Origin of the sequence: Falsiroseomonas ponticola, from assembly GCF_016805305.1 — a bacterium.
Taxonomy (GTDB): domain Bacteria; phylum Pseudomonadota; class Alphaproteobacteria; order Acetobacterales; family Acetobacteraceae; genus Falsiroseomonas; species Falsiroseomonas ponticola.
This window is the reverse complement of the sequence record NZ_JAERQN010000001.1, coordinates 213,667-234,566: the sequence shown is the minus strand read 5'-3', so window position 1 is coordinate 234,566 and position 20,900 is coordinate 213,667. Positions and strand designations below refer to the sequence as shown.

The following is a 20,900-nucleotide window of genomic DNA, read 5'->3' as shown; positions in this document are numbered from 1 at the left end:
TGCCCTGGATGCCGGGCGACGCCCCCCCACCGGGCAGCGCGTCGAACAAGAAGGCATTAGGGGAGGCGCAATCATGACGAATGGTCTGACCCGGCGGGGCGTGTTCGGCCTTGCGGCGGCGGCGGGGGCGGCGGCGGTGCTGCCGGGCGGCGGGGCGCAAGCCGCCGCGCCGATGCGCAACGAGCTGCCGCCGGCCTGGCACCGCTTCAAATGGGGGGAGTTCGAGGCGACCGTCATCTCCGACGGCAGCCTGCCGCTGGGCAAGCCGCAGGACAGCTTCGTGGGCCCGGGCGCCGGGCAGATCCCCGGCATGCTGGCCGCCGAGTTCCTGGACCCCGAGGCCGCGACGCTGGAACAGAACATCCTGGTGCTGAACACCGGCCGCCAGCTGCTGCTGTTCGACACCGGCATGGGGGAGAGCATGGGGGCCGATTCCCAGATGTTCGGCCCGACCACCGGCCGCATGCTGGCCAACCTCCGCGCCGCCGGCATCCAGCCCGAGCAGATCGACCTGGTCGTCGCGACCCACGCCCATTGCGACCATGTCTGGGGCCTGGTGGATGCGCGCGGCCAGCGCGTCTTCCCCAATGCCCAGGTCGCGATCAACGAGGCCGATGTGCGCTTCTGGACGGATGACGGGAACAAGCGCGGCCCGGCCTTCATGAACGCCTTCATCGAGGGCGCGAAGAAGAACCTCAACGCCTATCGCGACCGCCTGGTGATGGTGCGGAACGAGCAGGAGGTGGTGCCGGGCGTCACCGCGATCTTCACGCCGGGGCACACGGTCGGGCACACCTGCTATGCCATCACGTCGCGCGGCCGGACCATGGTGAATACGGGCGACCTGGCGCATCACCAGGTGCTGCTGCTGCGGCACCCCATGATGGAATTCTCCTTCGACACGGACCCGAAGCAGTCCGCGCAGACGCGCTCGCGCATGCTGGACCGGCTGGCGACGGACCGGCATGCGGTGCTGTCCTACCACTTCCCCTGGCCGGGCCTCGGCCATGTGCGGAAGGCCGGCGAGGGCTATGACTGGATCGCCTCGCCGATGAACGTCACCAACCTCGGCTGAGTCAGGAGTCTGCGCGCCCGCTGAGGGCGCGCTGCACGGCGTGTTCGACGACTTCGGCGACGCGCCGTGCGCCCTGGCTCAGGGGACGTTCCGCGGAGACGGCCAGCGCGACGGGGCGGCGCACCACGGGGTCCACGATGCGGCGGGCGATGAGGAGGCCGGCGCGCACCTCCTCCCGCACCGCGGCGAAGGGCAGGATGGTGAAGCGGTCGCCATCCCGCACGAGTTCCTTCATGTGCACGAGGGATTCGACCTCCACGCCGACATGCAGCGCCATGCCGGCGCGGGTGGCCGCGGCCTCGATGTTCTGGCGCAGCCCGTGCTCGCGGCTCGGCAGCACCAGCGGCAGCGGGACGATCTCCGCCATGGGGATGGAGGCGCGATCCTCCTCATGCCCGGCCCGCGCCGCGATGAGGTAGAGGTCCTCCGTCAGGATCGGCGTGATGCGCAGCCCCGGCGCGCCATCGACCTTGTAGAGCAGCGCGAGGTCGAGCCGGCCGGAGGCGAGCCATTCCTGGAGATAGCCGCTCATGCTCTCGATCACGCGGAGCCGGATGCCGGGGAAGCGGCGGGTCACCTCCCGCACGATGGGCACCGTCAGGTGCAGCGCGACGGAGGTCGGCAGGCCGATCGCGACATCGCCGGCCGGATCGCCGGTGCGGGACCGGGCCTCGGTTCTGATCTGCTCGACCTGGCGGAGCACCGCGCTGCCCTGGGCCACGACCTGCGTGCCGAGGTCCGTCAGCCGCACGCCGAAGCTGCCGCGCAGGAACAGCTCCCCGCCCAGCTCCGCCTCCAGCTCCCGCATCCGCTGGCTGAGGGAGGGCTGGGAGAGGCCGAGCGCGCGGGCGGCGCGGGAGAAGCTGCCCTGTTCCGCGATCGCCTGGAGGTATTCGAGCTGCCGGAGGTCCATCCTTCCCCTGTTCTATAGGCTGCGCCTATGGGGGGCTAGCGTCTCTGCCCCTTCCGCCGCGCATCGCGCCCGTGGCAGCGTCGCGTCGGGAAGGAACAGTCCAATGGCGGATCTCAGCGGCCTGCTGGTCGTGGCGGTCGAACAGGCGGTGGCGGCGCCGTGGTGCAGCTGCCGGCTGGCGGATGCGGGTGCGCGCGTCATCAAGATCGAGCGGCGGGAAGGCGATTTCGCGCGCGGCTATGACCGGCATGTGCAGGGGCAGAGCACCTATTTCGTCTGGCTGAACCGGGGCAAGGAATCGCTGGCGCTCGACCTGAAGGCGCCGGGGGACCGGGATCTGCTGGCGCGCATCGTGGCGCGCGCGGATGTGTTCATCCAGAACCTGGCGCCGGGGGCGCTGGGGCGGCTCGGGTTGGACAGCGCGACGCTGCGGGCGCGGCACAAGCGCCTCATCACCTGCGACATCTCCGGCTATGGGGAGGCCGGGCCCTTCAGCGACCTCAAGGCCTATGACCTGCTGGTGCAGGCGGAAAGCGGGCTCTGTTCCGTCACCGGCGATGCCAGCGGGCCCGCGCGCGTCGGCGTCTCGGTCTGCGACATCGCGGCGGGGATGAACGCGCATGCGGCGATCCTGCAGGCGCTCTATGCGCGGGAACGGACGGGGGAGGGGCGGGCGATCAAGGTCTCGCTCTTCTCCGGCATGGCGGAATGGATGAACGTGCCCTTCCTCCAGCGCCGCTACGGGGGCGAGATCCCGCCGCGGCCGGGGCTCGCGCACCCCTCCATCGCGCCCTATGGCGTCTTCCGCGTGCGGGACGGGCAGGTGCTGATCTCCATCCAGAATGAGCGCGAATGGGCGCGCTTCTGCGCGGAGGTGATGGGCGATGCCGCGCTGGCCGCGGACCCGCTGTTCCGCGACGGGCCGACGCGGGTGCGCAACCGCGCGGACCTCGATGGCCGCATCGCCGCCTGCTTCGCGCAGATGACGCTGGCCGAGGCCGCTTCGCGGCTGAAGGGCGCGGAGGTCGCCTTCGGGCGGCTCAACGACGTCGATGGGCTGATCGCGCATCCGCAGCTCCGCAAGGTTTCCTACGACACGCCGGAGGGCATCGTGGAAGTGATCGCGCCCGCCATGGAGATCGTGGGCGAGCAGGTGGCGCTGCGGCCCGTGCCCGTGGTCGATGCCCATGGCGCCGCCATCCGCGCCGAGTTCCAGGCGGGGGACGCTGCCGCCTGATCCTTCACCAAGGCCGGTCGCGAAAGGCCGGCCGACACCAAGGGAGATCGTTCATGCCGTCATCCTTCCAGCCCACGCGGCGCCAGGCGCTGGCCGCCGGCTTCGGCTCCGTCCTGCTGCCCTCCGCGCTCTCGGCCCAGGCGCCGGCGCAGCGGCCCACCGAGATCAAGATCGGCGTCACCACCTTCCTCTCCGGCGCGCCCTCCGTCTTCGGCGTGCCCGGCCGCAACGCGGCGGAGATGCTGGCGGAGGAGATCAACCAGTCCGGCGGCATCAACGGCGTGCCGGTGCGCCTGTTCTTCGTGGACGAGGCGCCGGGCATCGACCACCTGGTCGGCGAGTTCCGCCGCCTGGTGCAGAATGAGCGCGTGGACGTGATGCTGGCCTCCATCTCGTCGGGCTCCTGCCTCGCCTGCACGCCGCTGGGCGAGGAGCTGCGCAAGGTGACGCTGCTCTGGGATTGCGGCACGCAGCGCATCTTCGAGGAACGGAACTACCGCTATGCCTTCCGCACCCAGGCGAATGCGACGCCGGAGATCCTGGCGCCGCTGCTCTACCTGCTGAAGACCAAGCCGGATTTCCGCACCATCGCGGTGCTGAACCAGGACTATGCCTGGGGCCGCGACAGCTGGGAGATCTGGAAGACCGCGATGGATGCGCTGAAGCCCGGCGTGCGCGTGGTGGCGGAGCTGTTCCCGCGCTTCGGCGCGACGGATTTCTCGGCGGAGGTCACGCGGCTGCTGGCGCTGCGGCCGGATGTGATCCTTTCCACCTCCTGGGGCGGGGAGCTGGATACTTTCATCCGCCAGGCGGCGGAGCGGCGGCTGTTCGAACGCTCCACCTTCGTGCTGCCGCTGGCCGAATCCTCGCTGGAGCGCGTGGGCCGCAGCCTGCCGGCGGGCCACATCGTGGGCAGCCGCGGCGACCATTGGCACCAGCACCCGCGCCCCGCCAACCCGCAGGCGCTGCAGCGCTTCGTGGAGAATTACCGCCGGCGCTACAACGCCTACCCGATCTACCCGACCTACCACATGGCGCAGGCCTTCAGCGCGCTGCGCGCGGCCTATGCCAAGGCGATCGCGACGAATGGCGGCAACTGGCCGTCCGACGCGCAGCTGGCCGCCGCCTTCCCGGGGCTGGAGTTCGAAAGCCCGACATCGCGCATGCGCATCCGCGAGGATGGCCAGGGGCTGGAGCCGCAGCTGATCGGCACCACCGCCCATTCCGACCGCTTCCCCTTCGCGGTGATGGACAACATGGTGATCTTCCCGGCCGACATGGTGACCACGCCAGCGGGGCAGAACAGCGTCAACTGGCTGAAGACGCTGACGGCCGACATGGTCAACCGCGTGCCTGACCCGATCCGCCTCGGCTGACGCGAAGGGCCGCATCGCATGGGTGACTGGTTCGAACAGAACGGAGCGCTGCTCGGCCTCGCGCTGCTGGATGGCATCGCGAGCGCCGCGCTGATCTTCATGGTGGCCGTGGGCCTCAACCTGGTCTTCGGCGTGCTGCGCGTGCTGAACGTGGCGCATGGCAGCCTGTTCGCGATCGGCGCCTATGCGGCGGCCTCGATCGGCCTCTTCTTCACCTCGGCAGGGCTGCCCGCCTGGGCGTCCCTGCCGGCGCTGCTGCTGGCGGCGATGATCGTGGGCCTGGTGCTGGGCCCGCTGATCGAGCGGCTGCTGCTGCGGCGCATCTACAGCGAGGAGCCGGTGCTGCAGCTGCTGGTCACCTTCGCGCTGTTCATGATCCTGGAGGATGCGCAGAAGCTGGTCTGGGGCGTGCAGCCCGTCTCCTTCAGCGCGCCGGTATCGCTGATGGGCACGGTCGATGTGCCCTTCGGCCTGGATGTCATTCCCTACAATACCTACCAGGTGATCCTGCTGCCCGCGGTGGCCGCCGTGACGCTGCTGGGCCTGGCGCTGTTCCTGCGGCGGACGCTGACGGGGCGCGTGATCCTGGCGGTGACGACGGACCGGGAAGCCGCGACGGCCATGGGGATCGACGCGCGCAAGGTCTATCTGCTGACCTTCACCTTCGGCGCCATGCTGGCGGCGCTGGGGGGCGCGCTGTCCACGCCCACGGCCTCCCTCGTGCCGGGCATCGGCGCTTCCACCATCGTGCTGTCCTTCGCCGTGGTGGCGACGGCGGGGCTCGGGCAGATCGAGGGCGCGGCGCTGACCGCGCTGATGATCGGCATCGGGCGGTCCATCGCGGTCACCTTCCAGCCGGAGCTGGAGGTGGTGGTGCCCTACCTCATCATGGTGGCCGTGCTGCTGGTGCGCCCGCAGGGGCTGTTCGGCGTGGTGGAGACGAGGCGCGTATGACCCTTCCCCGCATCGAACTCCTGCTGGCGCTGCTGGGCGCGGCCGCGATGGTGCTGGCGGCGATGGCGACGCCCTGGCTGAAATTCGTCCTCACCATCGCGCTCGCCAAGGGCATCGCGGTGCTCGGCATCATGCTGCTGCTGCGGGCAGGCCAGGTGAGCTTCGGCCATGCGCTGTATGTGGCGCTCGGCGCCTATACGGTGGCCTTCCTCGCGCCCGCCATGCCGGATGCGGTGCTGCTGCTGGTGGCGGCGGCACTCGGCACCACCGTTGCCGGACTGTTGATCGGCCTCTTCGTCTCCCGCTACCGGGAGATCTTCTTCGGCATGCTCAACCTGGCGCTGAGCATGGTGTTCCATTCCATGCTGGAGAAGTTCTACCACTACACCCGCGGCACGGATGGCATCCGCGTGCCGTCGCTGACCGTCGCGGGCGTGCCGCTGGATCGCGTCTCCTACGAATGGACGATCTTCGGCCTGGCGCTGGCGCTGGCGCTGGGCTTCGGGGTCTTCGCGCGGGTCTATCTGGCCTCTCCCATGGGGCAGGCGCTGTCGGCGATCAAGACGCGGGAGACGCGGCTGGATTTCATGGGCGTCTCGTCGCGCAGCGTGCTGCTCTCCGCCTATGTGCTCTCCGCGCTGATGGCGGGCTGCGCGGGGGCGCTGATCGCGATGACGTCCCGCCACGTCACGCCGCTGCTGGCCTATTGGACGGCGTCGGGGGAGCTGGTCTTCATCGCCATCCTGGGCGGGGCGGGCGGCGTGCTGGGGCCCTTCCTCGGCGCCGCGGCCTATGAGCTGGTGCGGGTCTATGCGGCGGCGACGGTCGCCGACATGTGGCAGATGATCCTGGGCGCGGTGCTGCTGCTGGTGATCCTGTTCGCGCGGGGCGGCATCTGGGGAATGGTGTCGAGCCGGCTGCAGCGGGGGCGCGTGGCATGAAGGCGCTGCTCGAAGCCCGCGGGCTGAAGCTCGCCTTCGGCGGCGTGAAGGCCGCGGATGGCATCGACCTGGATGTGATGGAGGGCGAGTTCCTCGCCATCATCGGCCCGAACGGCGCGGGCAAGACCACCTTCATCAACATGACCACGGGCTACCTGAAGCCGCAGGGCGGGACCATCACCTATGACGGCGCGGAGATCACCGGCCGCCGCCCCCGCGACATCGTGCGCCGCGGCGTCGCGCGGTCCTTCCAGCTGCCGCAGCTCTTCTCCGAGCACACGGTGGAGGAGAACGCCGCGCTGGCCATCGCGTCGCGGGAGGGGATCTGGTCTCCCTTCGCGCCGCTGCTGCGCCCCGCCTGGCGGCAGGAGGCGCGGGGATTGCTCGACCGCTTCGGCCTGCTGCCGGTGGCGGCGCAGCGCGCGGATGCGCTGAACGAGGGCACGCGCAAGCTCGCCGACATCGCCATGGCCGTCGCGCTGAAGCCGCGCCTGCTGCTGATGGACGAGCCCACCAGCGGCGTGGCGGCGGCGGAGAAGATGGGGATCGTGGAGACGCTGGTGCGCGTGCTGCGCGATGCCCGCGTCACGGCGGTCTTCGTCGAGCACGACATGGATGTGGTGGAGCGCTTCGCGGATCGCGTCGCGGTCTGGTCGCAGGGCAGGATCGCCGCGCTGGGCCCGCCGGCGCAGATCCTCTCCGACCCCGCCGTGCAGCGCGACGTGATCGGGATCGAACGGCCGGCCGCGGGGGGCGCCCATGCTTGAGCTGCAATCCGTGGTGGCCGACATCGCCGGCGCGCCGGTGCTGCGCGGCGTCTCGCTCGTCCTGCCGCCCGGCGGCCGCGTGGCGCTGATCGGGCGCAACGGCGCGGGCAAGACGACGACGCTGCGCGCCCTGATGGGCCTGCTGCCGCTGCGCGGCGGGCGCGTGATGATCGGCGGGGAGGACGCGACGGCGCTGCCCGCGCATCACCGCACGCGGCTCGGCATCGGCTATGCGCCGGAGGAACGGCGCCTCTTCGGGCTGTTCAGCGTGCGGCAGAACCTGCTGCTGCCGGCGGAGGTGCTGCGCCTGCCGAAGGCGGAGATCACGCGGCGGCTGGATGCCGTCTTCACCTTCCTGCCCGAACTCGCGACCTTGGCGGATCGGCGCGCCGCGGGGCTTTCGGGCGGGCAGGGCAAGATGGTGGCGCTGGGCCGCGCGCTGATGGTCGGCACCCGCGCCGTGCTGCTGGACGAGCCCTTCCAGGGCCTGGCACCCGCCCTGGCGCTGCGCTACGCGGAGGCGCTGCGCGGGCTGCATGCCTCCTTCCCCGATGTCGCGCTGCTGGTGACGGAGAGCAACCCGTCGCTGCTGACGCCGCTGGTCGATTCGACCTATGTGATCGAGCGCGGCGAGATCGCGCATGACAGCGCGATGGCGGCGCCGGGCTGAACCTCAGGACGGGCGGCGCAGCGCGTCCAGCGCCAGGTCGGGCCCGCGCAGGACCAGGCGGTTGATCGGGCCCGCCTGCTGCATGCCGACCAGCATGGGCCGGCGGGCGCGGGGCAGCAGCGCGACGTCGTAGAGTTCCCGCACCACCCCGCCGAGGCGCAGCCAGTGCAGCGCCTTGCCGGATGACAGCTCCACCACGACCAGCGCGCATTGCGGCTGGAAGCCTTCCGCCTTCAGCCGGTCATCCAGCGGCAGGCCGGCGAAGACCTCGTTCGCGCGCGGCAGGGACAGGCCGACCAGCGCGTGGCCGCCATGCAGGACGAGCCCGCGGGTGAAGCCGGGCAGGAAGGCCAGCGGGTGGAAGCGCCCCGCCGCGACATCGACCAGGCCGAGTTCGCCCGTGCCGGCATTCAGCACGTAGAGGCGGCCATCATGCAGCCGTGGCGAATGGGGCATGGTCAGGCCGCGGCAGACCACGGCGCCGGTGGCGATATCCAGCACCACGCCGCGGCCCACGCGGTTCTCCCGCCAGCCGCGCGGGCCATCCGTCTCCCCGGCCGCGGTCGCGTAGCGGGGCATGGCGGCGGCATCCATGGCGAGGCCGTTGAGGTGGCAGCGATCCTGGGGCGCGAGGGCGGAGATGAAGGGCGGCGTCCAGACCGGGCGGAAGCTCGACCGTTCGTCCACCGCGGCGATGCAGGAGAAGAGCGTGTTGACGAAGACCGGCCGGCCATCCGGCGCCACGCCGACATCATGGGCGAAGACGTCGCCGGTGAACCAGGCGGCCTGGGGCACATAGACGGCGTCATGCCCCTCCAGCTCCCGCCCCGGGGGGACGACGTTGCCGAAGCGCCAGATGGCGTTGAGCCCGGCCAGGACGAAGCCGGAGCTGCCGTCCGAGGCGATGCCGAGGCAGCGTTCGAAGGTGCGTTCGCTGACCGAGAGCGCGGCCTCGCCCTCCGCCCCGATCAGGAAGACCTTGCCGATCTGGTAGGTGGTGAGGGCGAGGGTGGCCCCGGCCGCGTGCAGCCAGGCGGCGAAGCCCGGGGAGGCCTGGACGGAATAGGGGGGCGCGCTGTCGCCGCCGGTGCGGATGAGGGGTGGCGCGGCGGTCATGGCGGGCGGCGGGTCAGCGGCCGAGCCGGATCTCGATCCCGCGGGGCGGGCCCTCCGCCACCGTCACGGCCGATTCCTCGAAGCGGGGGGCGCGCATGGTGGGGCGGATGTTGTTGGAGACGCCCCAATCCTCGGTCGGGATGCCGAACATGTTGGTGTCCGTGCGGCCATTGCCGTTGGCGTCGTGGGAGACGGCGACGGCATAGGTGCCGGGGGCGATGCCTTCGAACCGGCAGCGCACGCCGGCGGTGGCGGCGGGCTGGGAGCGCAGCAGCAGGGCGGCGGTGGGGTCGCCGGGGAAGCCGCGCTCCGCGTTGAAGAGCAGGCAGCCGATCCGGCCCTCCGCGGAGCGGATGTTGGTCACGCTTACCGTGAGTTCCGCCGCCAGCCCGGGGGTGGCGGAGAGCAGGATGCAGGCCATCATCAACGGGCGGCGCATCGGCGGAGGCCTTCACTGTGACAAGCCCAAGTCCGTGGCATGGCGGGCGCGATGCCGTCAACGCCTGGCGGGGTGGCGCCGCGTGACATCCCGCCACGGGCTGGAGATCCGCGCCGCGACGGCGGCCGATGCGGCGGGGCTGGCGGAATTGCTGGCGGAGGGCGGGGCGGAGGCCGCGGGCCGCGTCGTCGCCGCGCGGCTGGAGGCGCTGCGCCAGGGCCCGGGCGCGGTGCTGATCGCGCAGGAATGGGGGCCGCCGAGCGGCGTCATCGCCGTGCATTGGTATGCCTCCCTGCTGGAAGACCGGCCGGTGGCGCAGGTGACGCTGCTGCTGGTGGGGCGGGACAGCCGGCGGCGGGGCCTCGGGCGGCTGCTGGTGAAGGCGGCGTCCCAGGCCGCGCGCAGCGCCGGCTGCGGGGCGCTGGAGATGGCGCTGGCCGAGGCCGGGGAGGCGATGCGCGGCTTCTGCGCCGCGACCGGGTTCACGGAGGCCGGCGCGCGCTTCACGCGGAGCCTTCGGCGCCAGGGCTGACCGCGGCGAAGGCCTGGCGCAGCGCCTCCAGCACCGCGCGCTGGCCGGGGGTGGGCAGCCAGTCCCGCCGCGTGGTCAGGCCGATGGCACGCGGCGGGCCGAGCGGCGGCACCGGCAGCGCCACCAGCCCGGGCGCCGCGGCGACCTGGCGGCGGGACAGCAGCGCCAACGCCCGGGTGCGGCGCAGCAGCGCGATGGTGGCGTGGGGGGAATTGGTCTCCATCGCCAGGCGCGGGTGCCGGGGCAGGGTGGCGAAGAGGGCCTCGGCCGTCGCGCGGCGGGGCAGGCCGGGTTCCGGCACCACCCAGTCCTGCGCGGCCAGCGCGGCGGCGGCGACGGGGCCGCCATGGGCCAGCGGATGGCCGGCGGCGGCGGCGATGACGAAGGGGTCGGGGGACAGCATCTCCTCCACCACGTCATCGGCCGGGGCGGGGTTCCGCAGCGCGCCCAGGATGGCGTCGATCGCGCCGTGGCGGAGCTGGTCCAGCAGCGCGGCATGGGTGCCGTCGCGCAGCGTCACCCGCGGGCCGGCGCCGAGCGCGGCGTCAGGCCCCACGCCGAGCCCGGCGTCCGGCCCCACGCCGAGCCCGGCGTCCGCCCCCACGCCGAGTCCGGCGTCCGGCCCCACGCCGAGTCCGGCGTCAGGCCCCACGCCGAGTCCGGCGATGGCGCGGGCGAGTTCGTCCTGCGGCAGCATGGGCAGGGTGCCGAGGCGGAACCACTCCACCCGGCCGCTGGCCGCGAGTTCCGCCAGGCCCTGGTCCAGCTCCTCCGCCGCCAGGGCGAGGCGGCGGCCGAGCTCCACCCCGCCGGGCAGCGGCACCATGCCGCCGGCGGCGCGGCGATAGAGCGGCACGCCGAGCGCGCCTTCCAGCCCCCGCGCGGTGCGCGCCAGCGTGGGCAGGGAGACGCCGCGCAGCCGGGCCGCGGCGGAGAAGCTGCCGGCGCGCACGATGGCGCGATGGGTCTCGGCCGCCGTGTCGGTCAGCAGCCCGACCCGCGCCGCGCTGCGGCAGGCGGCGAGGCCGGCCTGGAGCTGCCCCATCATGCGCCGGCAGCGCGCGAGGAAGCGCGCGCCGGCCTCCGAGGCGAAGCTGCCGCGCGGGCCGCGCAGCAGCAAAGGCTGGCCGACCGCGGCTTCCAGCCGGGTGATGGCCTGGCTGAGGGCGGGCTGGGAAAGGCCGAGGCGGCGGGCGGCGGCGCCGAGGCTGCCATCCTCGGCCGCCGCGAGCAGGGCCTCGATGTCGCGGAGCCGGGGCGGGGTGGTGGGCATAGCCCTGAGCTTATGACCTCGGCCGACGATCTTGCGTAGCGGGGGCGGGGGCCGGCGGGCAGGCTGGGGGAAAGGGGAAACGCATGCCAGGCCTGATCATCGACACCCACACGCACGTCATCTCCACCGACCGGGTGCGCTAACCCGACGGCGCCGCTGGGGGGCAAGCAGTCCGACTGGTCGGCCGAGCGGCCGGTGGAGGTGGCGGGGTTGCTCGCCGCCATGGAGGCGGCGGGCATCGCCAAGGCCGTGGTGGTGCAGGCCTCCACCGCCTATGGGCACGACAATTCCTGCGTCGCCGATTCCATCGCGCCGCATCGCGGGCGGCTGGCGGGGGTGTTTTCCGTGGACATCCTCGCCCCGGACGCGGTGGAGCGCATCCATCACTGGCACGGGCTGGGATTCTCGGGGCTCCGGCTGTTCACGACGGGCACCACCATGCCGGGCCAGGCGGGGTGGATCGACGATCCGCGCGGCCATGCCGGCTGGGCGGCGGCGGAGAGGCTGGGCCTGCCCATCGCCATGCAGATGACGGCCAAGGGCATCCCCGCGCTGCGCGCCATGATGGACCGCTTCCCCGGCGTGACGGTGCTGCTGGACCACCTGGCGCGGCCGGAACTCGCCGATGGCCCGCCCTATGCGAAGGCGGCGGCGCTGTTCGACCTGGCGGCCTATCCGCAGGTCGTGCTCAAGCTGACCACGCGGGCGCTGGACCTGGCGGGGGAGGGCGCCTCCACCCCCGCCGCGCTGCTGGCGGAATTGCTGGCCCGCTTCGGGGCCGGGCGGATCATGTGGGGGTCGAACTTCCCGGCCCATGCGGGGGGGCTGCCGCATCTGCTGGAACGCAGCCTGGCGGCGCTGGAGAGCCTGTCGGAGGCCGACCGCGACCGGATCCTGGGCGGCACCGCGCAGCGCGTCTATCCCGCGCTGAAGGGGGCGTGAGATGAGCACGCCGCTCCGCCTCGCCATCGCCGATAGCAGGCTGACCACGGGGTTGAAGGCGGCAAGCGCGCTGCCGGATGGCACGCCCCTGGCCTTCGAGGCGGTGAAGCCCATCCACCGCGCCTTTGCCCCCATGGCGCGGGAAGGCCGCTACGACGCCAGCGAGATGGCGATCGTCACCGCGCTACAGGCGCTGGCCTATGGCAAGCCCATCGTGCTGCTGCCGGTGACGCTGGCCGCGCGCTTCCAGCATCGCTGCATCATCCGGCTGGCGAGCCGGCCGGACCTCACGCCGGCGGGGCTGGCCGGCAAGCGGGTCGGCGTGCGGGCCTATACCCAGACCACGGGCATGTGGGTGCGCGCCATCCTGGCCGAGGAATCCGGGCTGCCGACCCAGGCGATGCGCTGGGCGACGCAGGAAGGCGCGCATGTCGCGGAATACGCGGACCCTGATTTCGTCGAGCACCTGCCGGAGGGCAGCCTGCCGGAGCTGCTGCGGAACGGGGAGCTCGATGCCGCGATCCTCGGCAACGACCTGCCGGATGATCCCATCTTCGCGCCGGTGATCACGGCGCCGGAGCAGGCGGCGCAGGCCTGGTTCGCACGGCATGGCATCGTGCCCGTGAACCACATCCTCGTCGTGCGGCAGGATGTGGCGGAGACGCGGACCGGGGAAGTCGCCGCGCTGATGGCGGCGCTGCGCGCGGCGAAGCCGGAGGCGCTGCCGGACATGCTGCCGATGGGCGAGGAGGCGATGCAGGCGCCCATCGCGCACATCATCCGGACCTGCCTCGCGCAGGGGCTGCTGCCCCGGCCGGTGGCGGTGGAGGAGGTCTTCGCGCCGGCGCGCGCGCTCGGCCTGGCCTGACAAGAACAAGACCGGAGGAAACCATGACCATGATGCGACGCGGCCTTCTGGCCGCCGGCGCGGCGCTGCTGGCCTCACCGGTGCTGGCGCAGTCGCAGCCCAATGGCCCCGTGACGCTGGTGGTGCCGGTCACGCCCAGCACGGCGCAGGACGTGCTGGCGCGGCTGCTGGCGCCGACCCTGTCCGAGATCCTCGGCCAGGCGGTGGTGGTGGAGAACCGGACGGGGGCGAGCGGCGTCATCGGCACCGGCGCGGTGGCGCGGGCCGTGCCGGATGGGCGGATGCTGCTGATGCAGGGCGCCAATTTCGTGATGAGCCCGCCGCTGATGCCGAACCTGCCCTTCGACCCGGTGCGGCAGTTCATCCCGATCATCCGCATCGCCGATGGCAATTCCGTGCTGGCCGTGCGGCCCGACCTGCCGGCGCGGGACGTGGCGGAATTCGTGGCGCTGGCGAAGGCGCGGCCGGGTGACCTGGACTACGGGTCGCCCGGCAACGGCACGGCGCCGCACATGTCCATGGCGCTGTTCATGCTGGCGGCGGGGATCGAGCTGAACCACATCCCCTATCGCGGCACCGCGCCCGCGCTGCAGGACCTGCTCGGCCGGCGGCTGGCCGCGATGGTGCTGCCGGTCGCGGTCGCCATGCCGCTGGCGCGGTCCGGCCAGCTGCGGATGCTGGCCGTCACCGCCGATCCGCGCTGGCCCGACCTGCCGGAGGTGCCGACGCTGGCCGAGGCCGGCTATCCGCAGGCCACCAACACCATCATCTACGGCGTCTATGGCCCGGCCGGGCTGCCGGCGGAGATGGTGGCGCGGATCAACACCGGGTTGAACGAATGGCTGGCCCGCCCCGCCACGCGCCAGGCCATCCTGGCGCAGGGGCTGAGCCCGACGGGCGGGCCGCAGGAGGCCTTCGCCGCGACCGTGCGGTCCGAATTGCAGCGCTGGGCCGATGTGGTGCGGGAGGCGCGCATCAAGCCGGATTGACGGGCCCCGCGGCAGCGTCGAAGGTTTTCGGCAGACCGGAGGCCACGCATGCTGACCCAGACGCTCCGCCGCCTGCTCCTCCTCGCCATCCTTGCGCTGCCACAGGCGGCGCCCGCGCAGACGCTGACCATGGCGGTGCAATCGACCTTCGGGATCGATCCGCATTTCTTCTTCAACGGCCCCAACATGGCGGCGGCGCGGCACATCTACGACACCGTCATCAGCCGCGACGAGAACAGCCGCCAGGTGCCGGGCGCCGTGCAGAGCTGGCGCGCGGTGGAGCCGCAGGTGTGGGAGCTGAAGCTGCGCCCCGGCGTGACCTTCCATGACGGCACGCCCTTCACGGCGGACGACATCGCCTTCTCCATCGCGCGCATCCCCGACGTGCCGGGCAATATCGGGCCCTACACCATCAACCTGCGCACGATCAGCCGGGTGGAGGTGGTGGACCCGCTGACGGTGCGGCTGCACACCAGCGAACCCAATCCCGTGATCCCCGGGCAGATGACGAATGTCTTCATCGTCTCCGCCCGCGCGGCCGCGCAGGCCAGCACGCAGGATTTCAACGCGGGGCGCGCGGCGATCGGAACCGGGCCCTATCGCGTGGTGGGCGGCGGCGTGACGCCATCCGGCATGCAGCTGGAACGCTTTGCTGGCTATCACGGCGCGCAGCCGGCCTGGGAGCGCGTGAATATTCGCGTCGTCGCCAATGACGCCGCGCGGCTGGCGGGGCTGCTGGCCGGCGATTTCGACCTGATCGAGGATGTGCCGCTCGGCGACATCGCGCGGCTGCGGCGGGAGGGGCGCGTGAATGTCGCGACGCGGCCGACCGACCGCATCATGTATCTCTCGCTCAACGTGGCGCGGGACCCGCTGCCGCTGGCGGTGGATGGGGCGGGGCAGCCGCTGCCGGTGAACCCGCTGTCGGATGTGCGGGTGCGCCAGGCGCTGTCGCTGGCCATCGACCGGAATGCGCTGGTGGAGCGCGTGATGGAAGGCCAGGCCGTGGCCTCCGGCCAGCTGACGCCGGAAGGCTTCGGCGGCTACGACCCCGCTGCGCGCGTGCCGGCGGGCGACGCGGCCGCGGCGCGGCGGCTGCTGGCGGAGGCCGGCTATTCCGATGGCTTCGGCCTGACCATCGCCTGCAGCAATGACCGCTACGTCAATGATGCGCGCATCTGCCAGGCGGTGGGGCAGATGCTGTCCCGCGCCGGGCTCAAGATGAATGTGGACGTGACGCCAAGCACGGTGTTCTTCCCGCGCATCCGGCCCGCGCGCGTGACGCTGCCCGTGCATTTCGTCGGCCGGTCCTTCTCCTCCGGCGATGCGTCCTATGTGCTGTCCACCTCGTTCCATACGCGGCAGGCGGATGGCGTGCTGGGCGGTGCCAACCGCTCCGGCTTCAGCGACCCGGCGCTGGATGCGCGCATCCGCGCCGTGATGGTGCGGATGGATGAGGGGCGGGAGGCGGCGCTGCGGGAGATCATGCACGATGTGGAGGCGATGCAGGTGCAGATCCCGCTCTATGTGCAGATGAGCGCGATCGGCACGCGGCGGTCCATCACCTACACGCCGCGGATGGATGAGCAGGTGGTGGCCGTGCATGCGCGGCCGGCGCGCTGAGGGAGCGGGCGGCGTCGTATGGCAGCCTCGGTCCTGGTGCTGGGCGCCGGCATGGTCGGCGTTTCCGTCGCGCTGCACCTGGCGTGGCGCGGGCGCGACATGGTGCTGGTGGACCGGCGCGATCCTGGTGAGGGTGCCTCCTTCGGCAATGGCGGGCTGATCCAGCGGGAGGCGGTCTTCCCGCATCCCTTCCCGCGCCAGGCGCGGGAGATCCTGCGCATCGCGGGCAACCGCGCCATCGATGCGCGCTACCACTGGGACGCGCTGCCGGGCCTGGCGTCACCCCTGCTGCGCTACTGGTGGCAGTCGGAGCCCGCGCGCTACGAACGCGCCGCGGCGGCGCATGCGGCGCTGATCGAGACCTGCCTGGATGAGCACCTCGCCCTGGCGCGCGGCACGCCGGCGATGGCGCTGCTGCGGCCGATCGGCTGGATGCGGCTCTATGGCGATGAAGCGGGGATGGAGGCGGCGCTGCGCCAGGCGGAGCGCGCGCGGGCCGAGCATGGCGTGAACTTCGTGGCGCTGGACCGCCAGGGGCTGGCGGCGGCGGAGCCGCATCTGATGGTGGGGCGCGCGGGGGCGATCCACTGGACCGATCCGCTGTCGGTCAGCGATCCGCAGGCGCTGGTGCTGGCATACGCCGCGCGCTTCGCGGCGGCGGGCGGGCGGTTCCTGCATGGCGATGCGACGACGCTGGAGCGCGCGGGCGCGGGCTGGCGGGTGCAGACCGTGGAGGGCGCGGTGGAGGCGGCGGAGGTCGTCATCGCACTCGGCGCCGCGGCCACGAAGGTCACGCGGAAGCTCGGCTATGCGCCGCCGCTCTTCGGCAAGCGCGGCTACCACCGGCATTTCGGGCTGCGCGGCAATGCGGTGCTGCATCGCCCGATCCTGGATACGCCGAGCGGCTTCCTGCTGGCGCCGATGCGGGCCGGCATCCGCCTGACCACGGGCGCCGAATTCGCCACGCCGGATGCGCCGCCGACGCCGGTGCAACTGGAACAGGCGGAGCCCGTAGCGCGCAGCCTGCTGCCGCTGGCGGAGCGGGTGGAGAGCGAGCCCTGGATGGGCACGCGCCCCTGCATGCCGGACATGCTGCCGGTGATCGGCGCGCTGCCCGGCCAGGAAGGCGCCTGGTGCGCCTTCGGCCATGCGCATCAGGGGCTGACGCTGGGCCCAACGACCGGGCGGCTGCTGGCGGAGATGATGACGGGGGAGGCGCCCTTCATCCCGCCGGAACCCTACCGGGCGGAGCGTTTTCTCTGATTCAGACCGCGCCTTCGTCGCGCATGGTGGCGATGGCGGCCTCGTCATAGCCGAGGCGCCGCAGCCAATCCGCCGTCTGGGCGGAGAGCGCGGGCGCCGGGCCGGCGGGGGCGGGGTTGGCATCGCCGAAGCGGAAGCCGCAGCGCGTCAGGCGCTGCACGCCCTCCGGGGCCTCGATCTCCGTCACGAAGCCGCGGTCCCGGACATGGGCGTGGTTGATGATGGCGGGCACGGTCATCACCTGCCCCGCGGGCACGCCGGCGGTGACGAGCAGCGATTCCCAGGTCGCGGCATCCTTCGCGGCGAGGGCCGATTCAACCTCCACCGTCAGCGCGGCGCGGTTGGCCTTGCGGGCGTGGCGGTCGCTGAAGCGCGGGTCCGTCAGCAGGTCCGGCCGGCCGAGCTGCTCGCAGAGCGCGGCGTATTGCTTGTCCTCATTCGCCGCGATGTTGATGAGGCCATCGCCGGTGCGGAAGGCGCCGGAGGGGGCGGCGGAGAAATTGTCGTTGCCCATCGGCGTGGGCACGACGCCGGCATTGAGGAAGTTGGAGACGATCCAGCCCATCGTCGCCAGCGTCGATTCCAGCATGGAGACATCGAGGAAGCGGCCCTGGCCGGTGGCGCGGGCGCCGACCAGCGCGGAGGCGACGGCGAAGGCGGCGGTCAGGCCACCGACCGTGTCGGAGACCGGGAAGCCGACGCGCAGCGGCGCGCTCTCGGCGCTGCCGGTGATGCTCATCACCCCCGCCATGCCCTGGACGATCTGGTCATAGGCCGGGCGATTGGCCAGCGGCCCGTCCTTGCCGAAGCCGGAAATGGCGCAGAAGACCAGCGATGGGCGGATCGCCGACAGCGCTTCCCACCCCAGGCCGAGGCGGTCCATCACGCCGGGGCGGAAATTCTCGACGACGACATCGGCCTCCGAGACCAGGCGCTTGAAGACCTCCTTGCCCCTCGGATGCTTCAGGTCGAGCGTGACCGACTGCTTGCCCGCATTCACCGCGACGAAGGAGGCGCCCATGTTGCGCTTCGCGGCCTCGGGATCCGCGCCCAGGCGGCGGGCGAGGTCGCCGCGCACGGGCTGCTCGATCTTGATGACCTCGGCGCCCATCAGCGCGAGCTGGTAGGTGGCGAAGGGGCCGGCGAGGACATTGGTCAGGTCCAGCACGCGGACACCATGCAGGGGCAGCGTGGTCATTGCGGCTGCACCCCGGCCTCGCGCAGCACCGCTTCCCAGCGCGTCATCTCGGCCTCCACATAGGCGCGGGCCTCGGCGGGGGTGTTCGCCACGATGCGCTCCGCGCCGAGATCCGTGAGGCGGGCGCGCAGCGGGCCATCGCCGAGCAGGGCGGCGACTTCGTCACGCAGGCGGGTGATGATGGGCTCCGGCGTGCCCGCGGGGGCCAGGATGCCCTGCCAGACGCTGAAGGTGGCGGCGGGGAAGCCGGCCTCCCCCACCGTCGGCACCGCCGGCATGACGGCGCTGCGCTGGGCGGAGGAGACGACCAGCGCCCGGGCCTGGCCGCTGGTGGCGAGCGGGAAGGCGGTGGCGCCGGCGTCGTAGAGCATCTCGATCCGCCCCGCGATCAGGTCCTGCGCCGCGGGGGCGCTGCCGCGATAGGGGACTTCCTCCATCCGCAGCCCGGCGGCCTTCAGCAGCAGCAGGCTGACCAGTTGCAGCGCGCCGCCCGTGCCGGTGCTGCCATAGCTGAAGGCGCCGGGCTGGGCGCGGACACGCTCCACGAACTCGGCCAGTGTGCGGGCGGGGGAGCTGTTCGGCACCAGCAGCACCATGGGGCTTTCGGCGACGATGGTGACGGGCGTCAGGTCCTTGGCGGGGTCGTAGTCCAGCCGCGCATAGAGCGCGCGGTTCACGGCATGGCCGGTATTGGTGAAGAGGAAGGTGCCGCCATCCGGCCGGGACTTGGCGACGGCGGAGGCGCCGATATTGCCGCCCGCGCCGGTCCGGTTCTCCACCACCACGCGCTGGGGCAGGCGTTGCGATAGCGCATCGGCGATCAGGCGGGCGATGATGTCGGTGGGGCCGCCGGCGGCATAGGGCAGCACGAGGCGCACGGGCTGGCTGGGCCAAGCGGGCTGGGCGCGGGCGAGGCCGGGGGCGGCGAGCAGGGCCGCCAGCAGGGGGCGGCGGGGCAAGGGGGGCATGGGCGTCTCCTTCGCGTGGGGCGGAGCATCCCCCATGGGGCGGGCGCGGACAATGCGGGGCGGTCGCGCGGGCGGGGGCGCTGTGGCATAGGGGCCGCGAAACCGCACCGGGCCTTCCATGATCCGCCTCGACAACATCAGCAAGCAGAACGGCGTCCAGCTTCTGTTCATCGAGGCCTCCGCCGCCTTGCAGCGGGGAGAGAAGATCGGGCTCGTCGGGCCGAATGGCGCGGGCAAGACCACGCTGTTCCGCATGATCACCGGCCAGGAACCGCCCGATGAGGGCCAGGTGCTGGTGGATCGGGGCGTCTCCATCGGCTTCTTCAGCCAGGATGTGGGGGAGATGGCGGGCCGCTCCGCGGTGGCGGAGGTGATGGATGGCGCGGGCGATGTCTCCACCGTGGCGGCGGAGATGCGGGCGCTGGAGGCCGACCTGGCCGATCCCGACAAGGCGGATGAGCTGGATGCGCTGATCGAGCGCTTCGGGGAGGTGCAGGCGCGCTTCGATGACCTGGGCGGCTATGCGCTGGAGGGCAAGGCGCGGGAGGTGCTGGCGGGGCTGAGTTTCAGCCAGGACATGATGGATGGCGATGTCGGCGCGCTGTCCGGCGGCTGGAAGATGCGCGTGGCGCTGGCCCGCATCCTGCTGATGCGCCCCGACGTGATGCTGCTGGACGAGCCGTCCAACCACCTCGACCTGGAAAGCCTCATCTGGCTGGAGAATTTCCTGCGGGGCTATGACGGCGCGCTGCTCATGACCTCCCACGACCGGGAATTCATGAACCGCATCATCAACAAGGTGATCGAGATCGATGGCGGGTCGCTGACCAGCTATTCCGGCGACTACGAATTCTACGAACAGCAGCGCGCCATGGCGGAAAAGCAGCAGCAGGCGCAGTTCGAGCGCCAGCAGGCGATGCTGGCCAAGGAGATCAAGTTCATCGAGCGCTTCAAGGCCCGCGCCTCCCACGCCGCGCAGGTGCAGAGCCGCGTCAAGAAGCTCGACAAGATCGAGCGGGTGGAGCCGCCGAAGCGGCGCCAGACCGTGACCTTCGAATTCATGCCCGCGCCGCGGTCGGGCGACGACGTGGTCCAGATCCGCGGCGTGCACAAGCGCTACGGCGACCGCGTGATCTATGACGGGCTCGATTTGCTGCTGCGGCGGCGGGAGCGCTGCTGCGTACTGGGCGTGAATGGCGCGGGGAAATCGACCCTGCTGAAGCTGGTGACGCAGACGACGGAACCCGATGCCGGCAGCGTGACGATCGGCGGCAGCGTGAAGATGGCCTATTTCGCGCAGCACGCGATGGAATTGCTGGATGGCGACCGCACCGTCTTCCAGTCCCTGGAAGATGAGTTCCCCCGCGCCAACCAGGGGCAGCTGCGGTCGCTGGCGGGCTGCTTCGGCTTCTCGGGCGATGAGGTGGAGAAGCGCGTCCGCGTGCTCTCGGGCGGCGAGAAGGCGCGACTGGTGATGGCGCGGATGCTGTTCGACCCGCCCAACTTCCTGGTGCTGGACGAGCCGACCAACCACCTCGACATGGCGACGAAGGAGATGCTGATCACGGCGCTGTCGAACTACGAGGGCACGATGCTCTTCGTCAGCCACGACCGCCACTTCCTGGCCGCGCTGTCCAACCGGGTGCTGGAGCTGACGCCGGAGGGGGTGCACCTCTATGGCGGCGGCTATACCGAATACGTGGCGCGGACGGGGCAGGAGGCGCCGGGCCTGCACGCCTGATGCGTTAATGAGACT

General features: G+C 72.0%; 20 protein-coding genes. 14 read left to right on the top strand and 6 right to left on the bottom strand.

Features of this window, described 5'->3' with window-relative positions:
- Window positions 1-73: 73 nt before the first annotated feature.
- A complete protein-coding gene (locus tag JJI54_RS01125) occupies window positions 74-1,075 on the top strand; it encodes an MBL fold metallo-hydrolase (protein WP_203070111.1) in 1,002 nt (333 codons plus the stop codon).
- 1 nt (window position 1,076) lies between these two features.
- Here the strand turns inward: JJI54_RS01125 and JJI54_RS01120 are convergent, their stop codons facing one another.
- A complete protein-coding gene (locus JJI54_RS01120) occupies window positions 1,077-1,988 on the bottom strand; it encodes a LysR family transcriptional regulator (RefSeq protein WP_203070109.1) in 912 nt (303 codons plus the stop codon).
- Between the two features lie 103 nt (window positions 1,989-2,091).
- Here JJI54_RS01120 and JJI54_RS01115 point away from each other — a divergent pair, with 103 nt between their 5' ends.
- Genes JJI54_RS01115 through JJI54_RS01090 form a run of 6 tightly spaced genes read left to right on the top strand, consistent with a single transcriptional unit; the run spans window position 2,092 to window position 7,933 of the window.
- A complete protein-coding gene (locus JJI54_RS01115; RefSeq protein WP_203070107.1) occupies window positions 2,092-3,225 on the top strand; it encodes a CaiB/BaiF CoA transferase family protein in 1,134 nt (377 codons plus the stop codon).
- 53 nt (window positions 3,226-3,278) lie between these two features.
- Complete coding sequence (locus JJI54_RS01110; RefSeq protein ID WP_203070104.1) at window positions 3,279-4,601, top strand: ABC transporter substrate-binding protein; 1,323 nt, start codon at window positions 3,279-3,281, stop codon at window positions 4,599-4,601.
- Window positions 4,602-4,619: 18 nt separating this feature from the next.
- Complete coding sequence (locus JJI54_RS01105) at window positions 4,620-5,555, top strand: branched-chain amino acid ABC transporter permease (RefSeq protein WP_203070102.1); 936 nt, start codon at window positions 4,620-4,622, stop codon at window positions 5,553-5,555.
- Window positions 5,552-6,496, top strand: coding sequence for a branched-chain amino acid ABC transporter permease (locus JJI54_RS01100; RefSeq protein WP_203070100.1), 945 nt, complete (start codon window positions 5,552-5,554; stop codon window positions 6,494-6,496). The genes JJI54_RS01105 and JJI54_RS01100 overlap by 4 nt, the downstream gene beginning before the upstream one ends.
- On the top strand, window positions 6,493-7,263 hold the full coding sequence (locus tag JJI54_RS01095) for an ABC transporter ATP-binding protein (protein ID WP_203070098.1): 771 nt from the start codon (window positions 6,493-6,495) through the stop codon (window positions 7,261-7,263). The genes JJI54_RS01100 and JJI54_RS01095 overlap by 4 nt, the downstream gene beginning before the upstream one ends.
- Window positions 7,256-7,933 carry an ABC transporter ATP-binding protein gene (locus JJI54_RS01090; RefSeq protein WP_203070096.1) on the top strand — a complete coding sequence of 226 codons (678 nt, stop codon included), beginning with the start codon at window positions 7,256-7,258 and terminating at the stop codon, window positions 7,931-7,933. Before JJI54_RS01095 ends, JJI54_RS01090 begins: the two co-directional genes overlap by 8 nt.
- Before the next feature lie 3 nt (window positions 7,934-7,936).
- On the opposite strand, the gene JJI54_RS01085 is transcribed toward JJI54_RS01090, so the two are convergent.
- Both JJI54_RS01085 and JJI54_RS01080 read right to left on the bottom strand, forming a co-directional pair.
- Entirely contained in the window at window positions 7,937-9,049 is a 1,113-nt protein-coding gene (locus tag JJI54_RS01085) for a TIGR03032 family protein (RefSeq protein WP_203070094.1), read from the bottom strand.
- Between the two features lie 13 nt (window positions 9,050-9,062).
- Window positions 9,063-9,488: a DUF2141 domain-containing protein gene (locus tag JJI54_RS01080; protein WP_203070092.1), complete on the bottom strand. Its 426-nt coding sequence runs from the start codon at window positions 9,486-9,488 to the stop codon at window positions 9,063-9,065.
- Window positions 9,489-9,570: 82 nt separating this feature from the next.
- Between JJI54_RS01080 and JJI54_RS01075 the strand changes: the two genes are divergently transcribed.
- Entirely contained in the window at window positions 9,571-10,020 is a 450-nt protein-coding gene (locus tag JJI54_RS01075) for a GNAT family N-acetyltransferase (RefSeq protein ID WP_203070090.1), read from the top strand.
- Here JJI54_RS01075 and JJI54_RS01070 read toward each other — a convergent pair.
- Window positions 9,992-11,293, bottom strand: coding sequence for a LysR family transcriptional regulator (locus JJI54_RS01070; protein WP_203070088.1), 1,302 nt, complete (start codon window positions 11,291-11,293; stop codon window positions 9,992-9,994). The two genes, JJI54_RS01075 and JJI54_RS01070, sit on opposite strands and share 29 nt — an antisense overlap.
- A gap of 195 nt (window positions 11,294-11,488) precedes the next feature.
- On the opposite strand from JJI54_RS01070, the gene JJI54_RS01065 reads away from it, so the two are divergent.
- From JJI54_RS01065 to JJI54_RS01045, 5 genes are read left to right on the top strand one after another with little or no spacing between them, the layout of a single operon-like run.
- Window positions 11,489-12,235 (top strand): amidohydrolase family protein, encoded by a 747-nt coding sequence (locus tag JJI54_RS01065; protein WP_318987421.1) that lies wholly within the window; start codon window positions 11,489-11,491, stop codon window positions 12,233-12,235.
- Window position 12,236: 1 nt separating this feature from the next.
- Entirely contained in the window at window positions 12,237-13,103 is an 867-nt protein-coding gene (locus tag JJI54_RS01060; protein WP_203070084.1) for a substrate-binding domain-containing protein, read from the top strand.
- A 29-nt stretch (window positions 13,104-13,132) separates the two neighbouring features.
- Complete coding sequence (locus tag JJI54_RS01055; protein WP_203070082.1) at window positions 13,133-14,092, top strand: Bug family tripartite tricarboxylate transporter substrate binding protein; 960 nt, start codon at window positions 13,133-13,135, stop codon at window positions 14,090-14,092.
- A gap of 48 nt (window positions 14,093-14,140) precedes the next feature.
- A complete protein-coding gene (locus JJI54_RS01050) occupies window positions 14,141-15,715 on the top strand; it encodes an ABC transporter substrate-binding protein (RefSeq protein WP_203070080.1) in 1,575 nt (524 codons plus the stop codon).
- 18 nt (window positions 15,716-15,733) lie between these two features.
- A complete protein-coding gene (locus JJI54_RS01045; RefSeq protein WP_203070078.1) occupies window positions 15,734-16,978 on the top strand; it encodes an NAD(P)/FAD-dependent oxidoreductase in 1,245 nt (414 codons plus the stop codon).
- A gap of 1 nt (window position 16,979) precedes the next feature.
- On the opposite strand, the gene JJI54_RS01040 is transcribed toward JJI54_RS01045, so the two are convergent.
- Both JJI54_RS01040 and JJI54_RS01035 read right to left on the bottom strand, forming a co-directional pair.
- Complete coding sequence (locus JJI54_RS01040; protein ID WP_203070076.1) at window positions 16,980-18,176, bottom strand: CaiB/BaiF CoA transferase family protein; 1,197 nt, start codon at window positions 18,174-18,176, stop codon at window positions 16,980-16,982.
- On the bottom strand, window positions 18,173-19,144 hold the full coding sequence (locus tag JJI54_RS01035; RefSeq protein ID WP_203070075.1) for a Bug family tripartite tricarboxylate transporter substrate binding protein: 972 nt from the start codon (window positions 19,142-19,144) through the stop codon (window positions 18,173-18,175). The genes JJI54_RS01040 and JJI54_RS01035 overlap by 4 nt, the downstream gene beginning before the upstream one ends.
- 118 nt (window positions 19,145-19,262) lie before the next feature.
- Between JJI54_RS01035 and JJI54_RS01030 the strand changes: the two genes are divergently transcribed.
- On the top strand, window positions 19,263-20,885 hold the full coding sequence (locus tag JJI54_RS01030; RefSeq protein WP_203070073.1) for an ABC-F family ATP-binding cassette domain-containing protein: 1,623 nt from the start codon (window positions 19,263-19,265) through the stop codon (window positions 20,883-20,885).
- The last annotated feature ends 15 nt before the right edge of the window (window positions 20,886-20,900 follow it).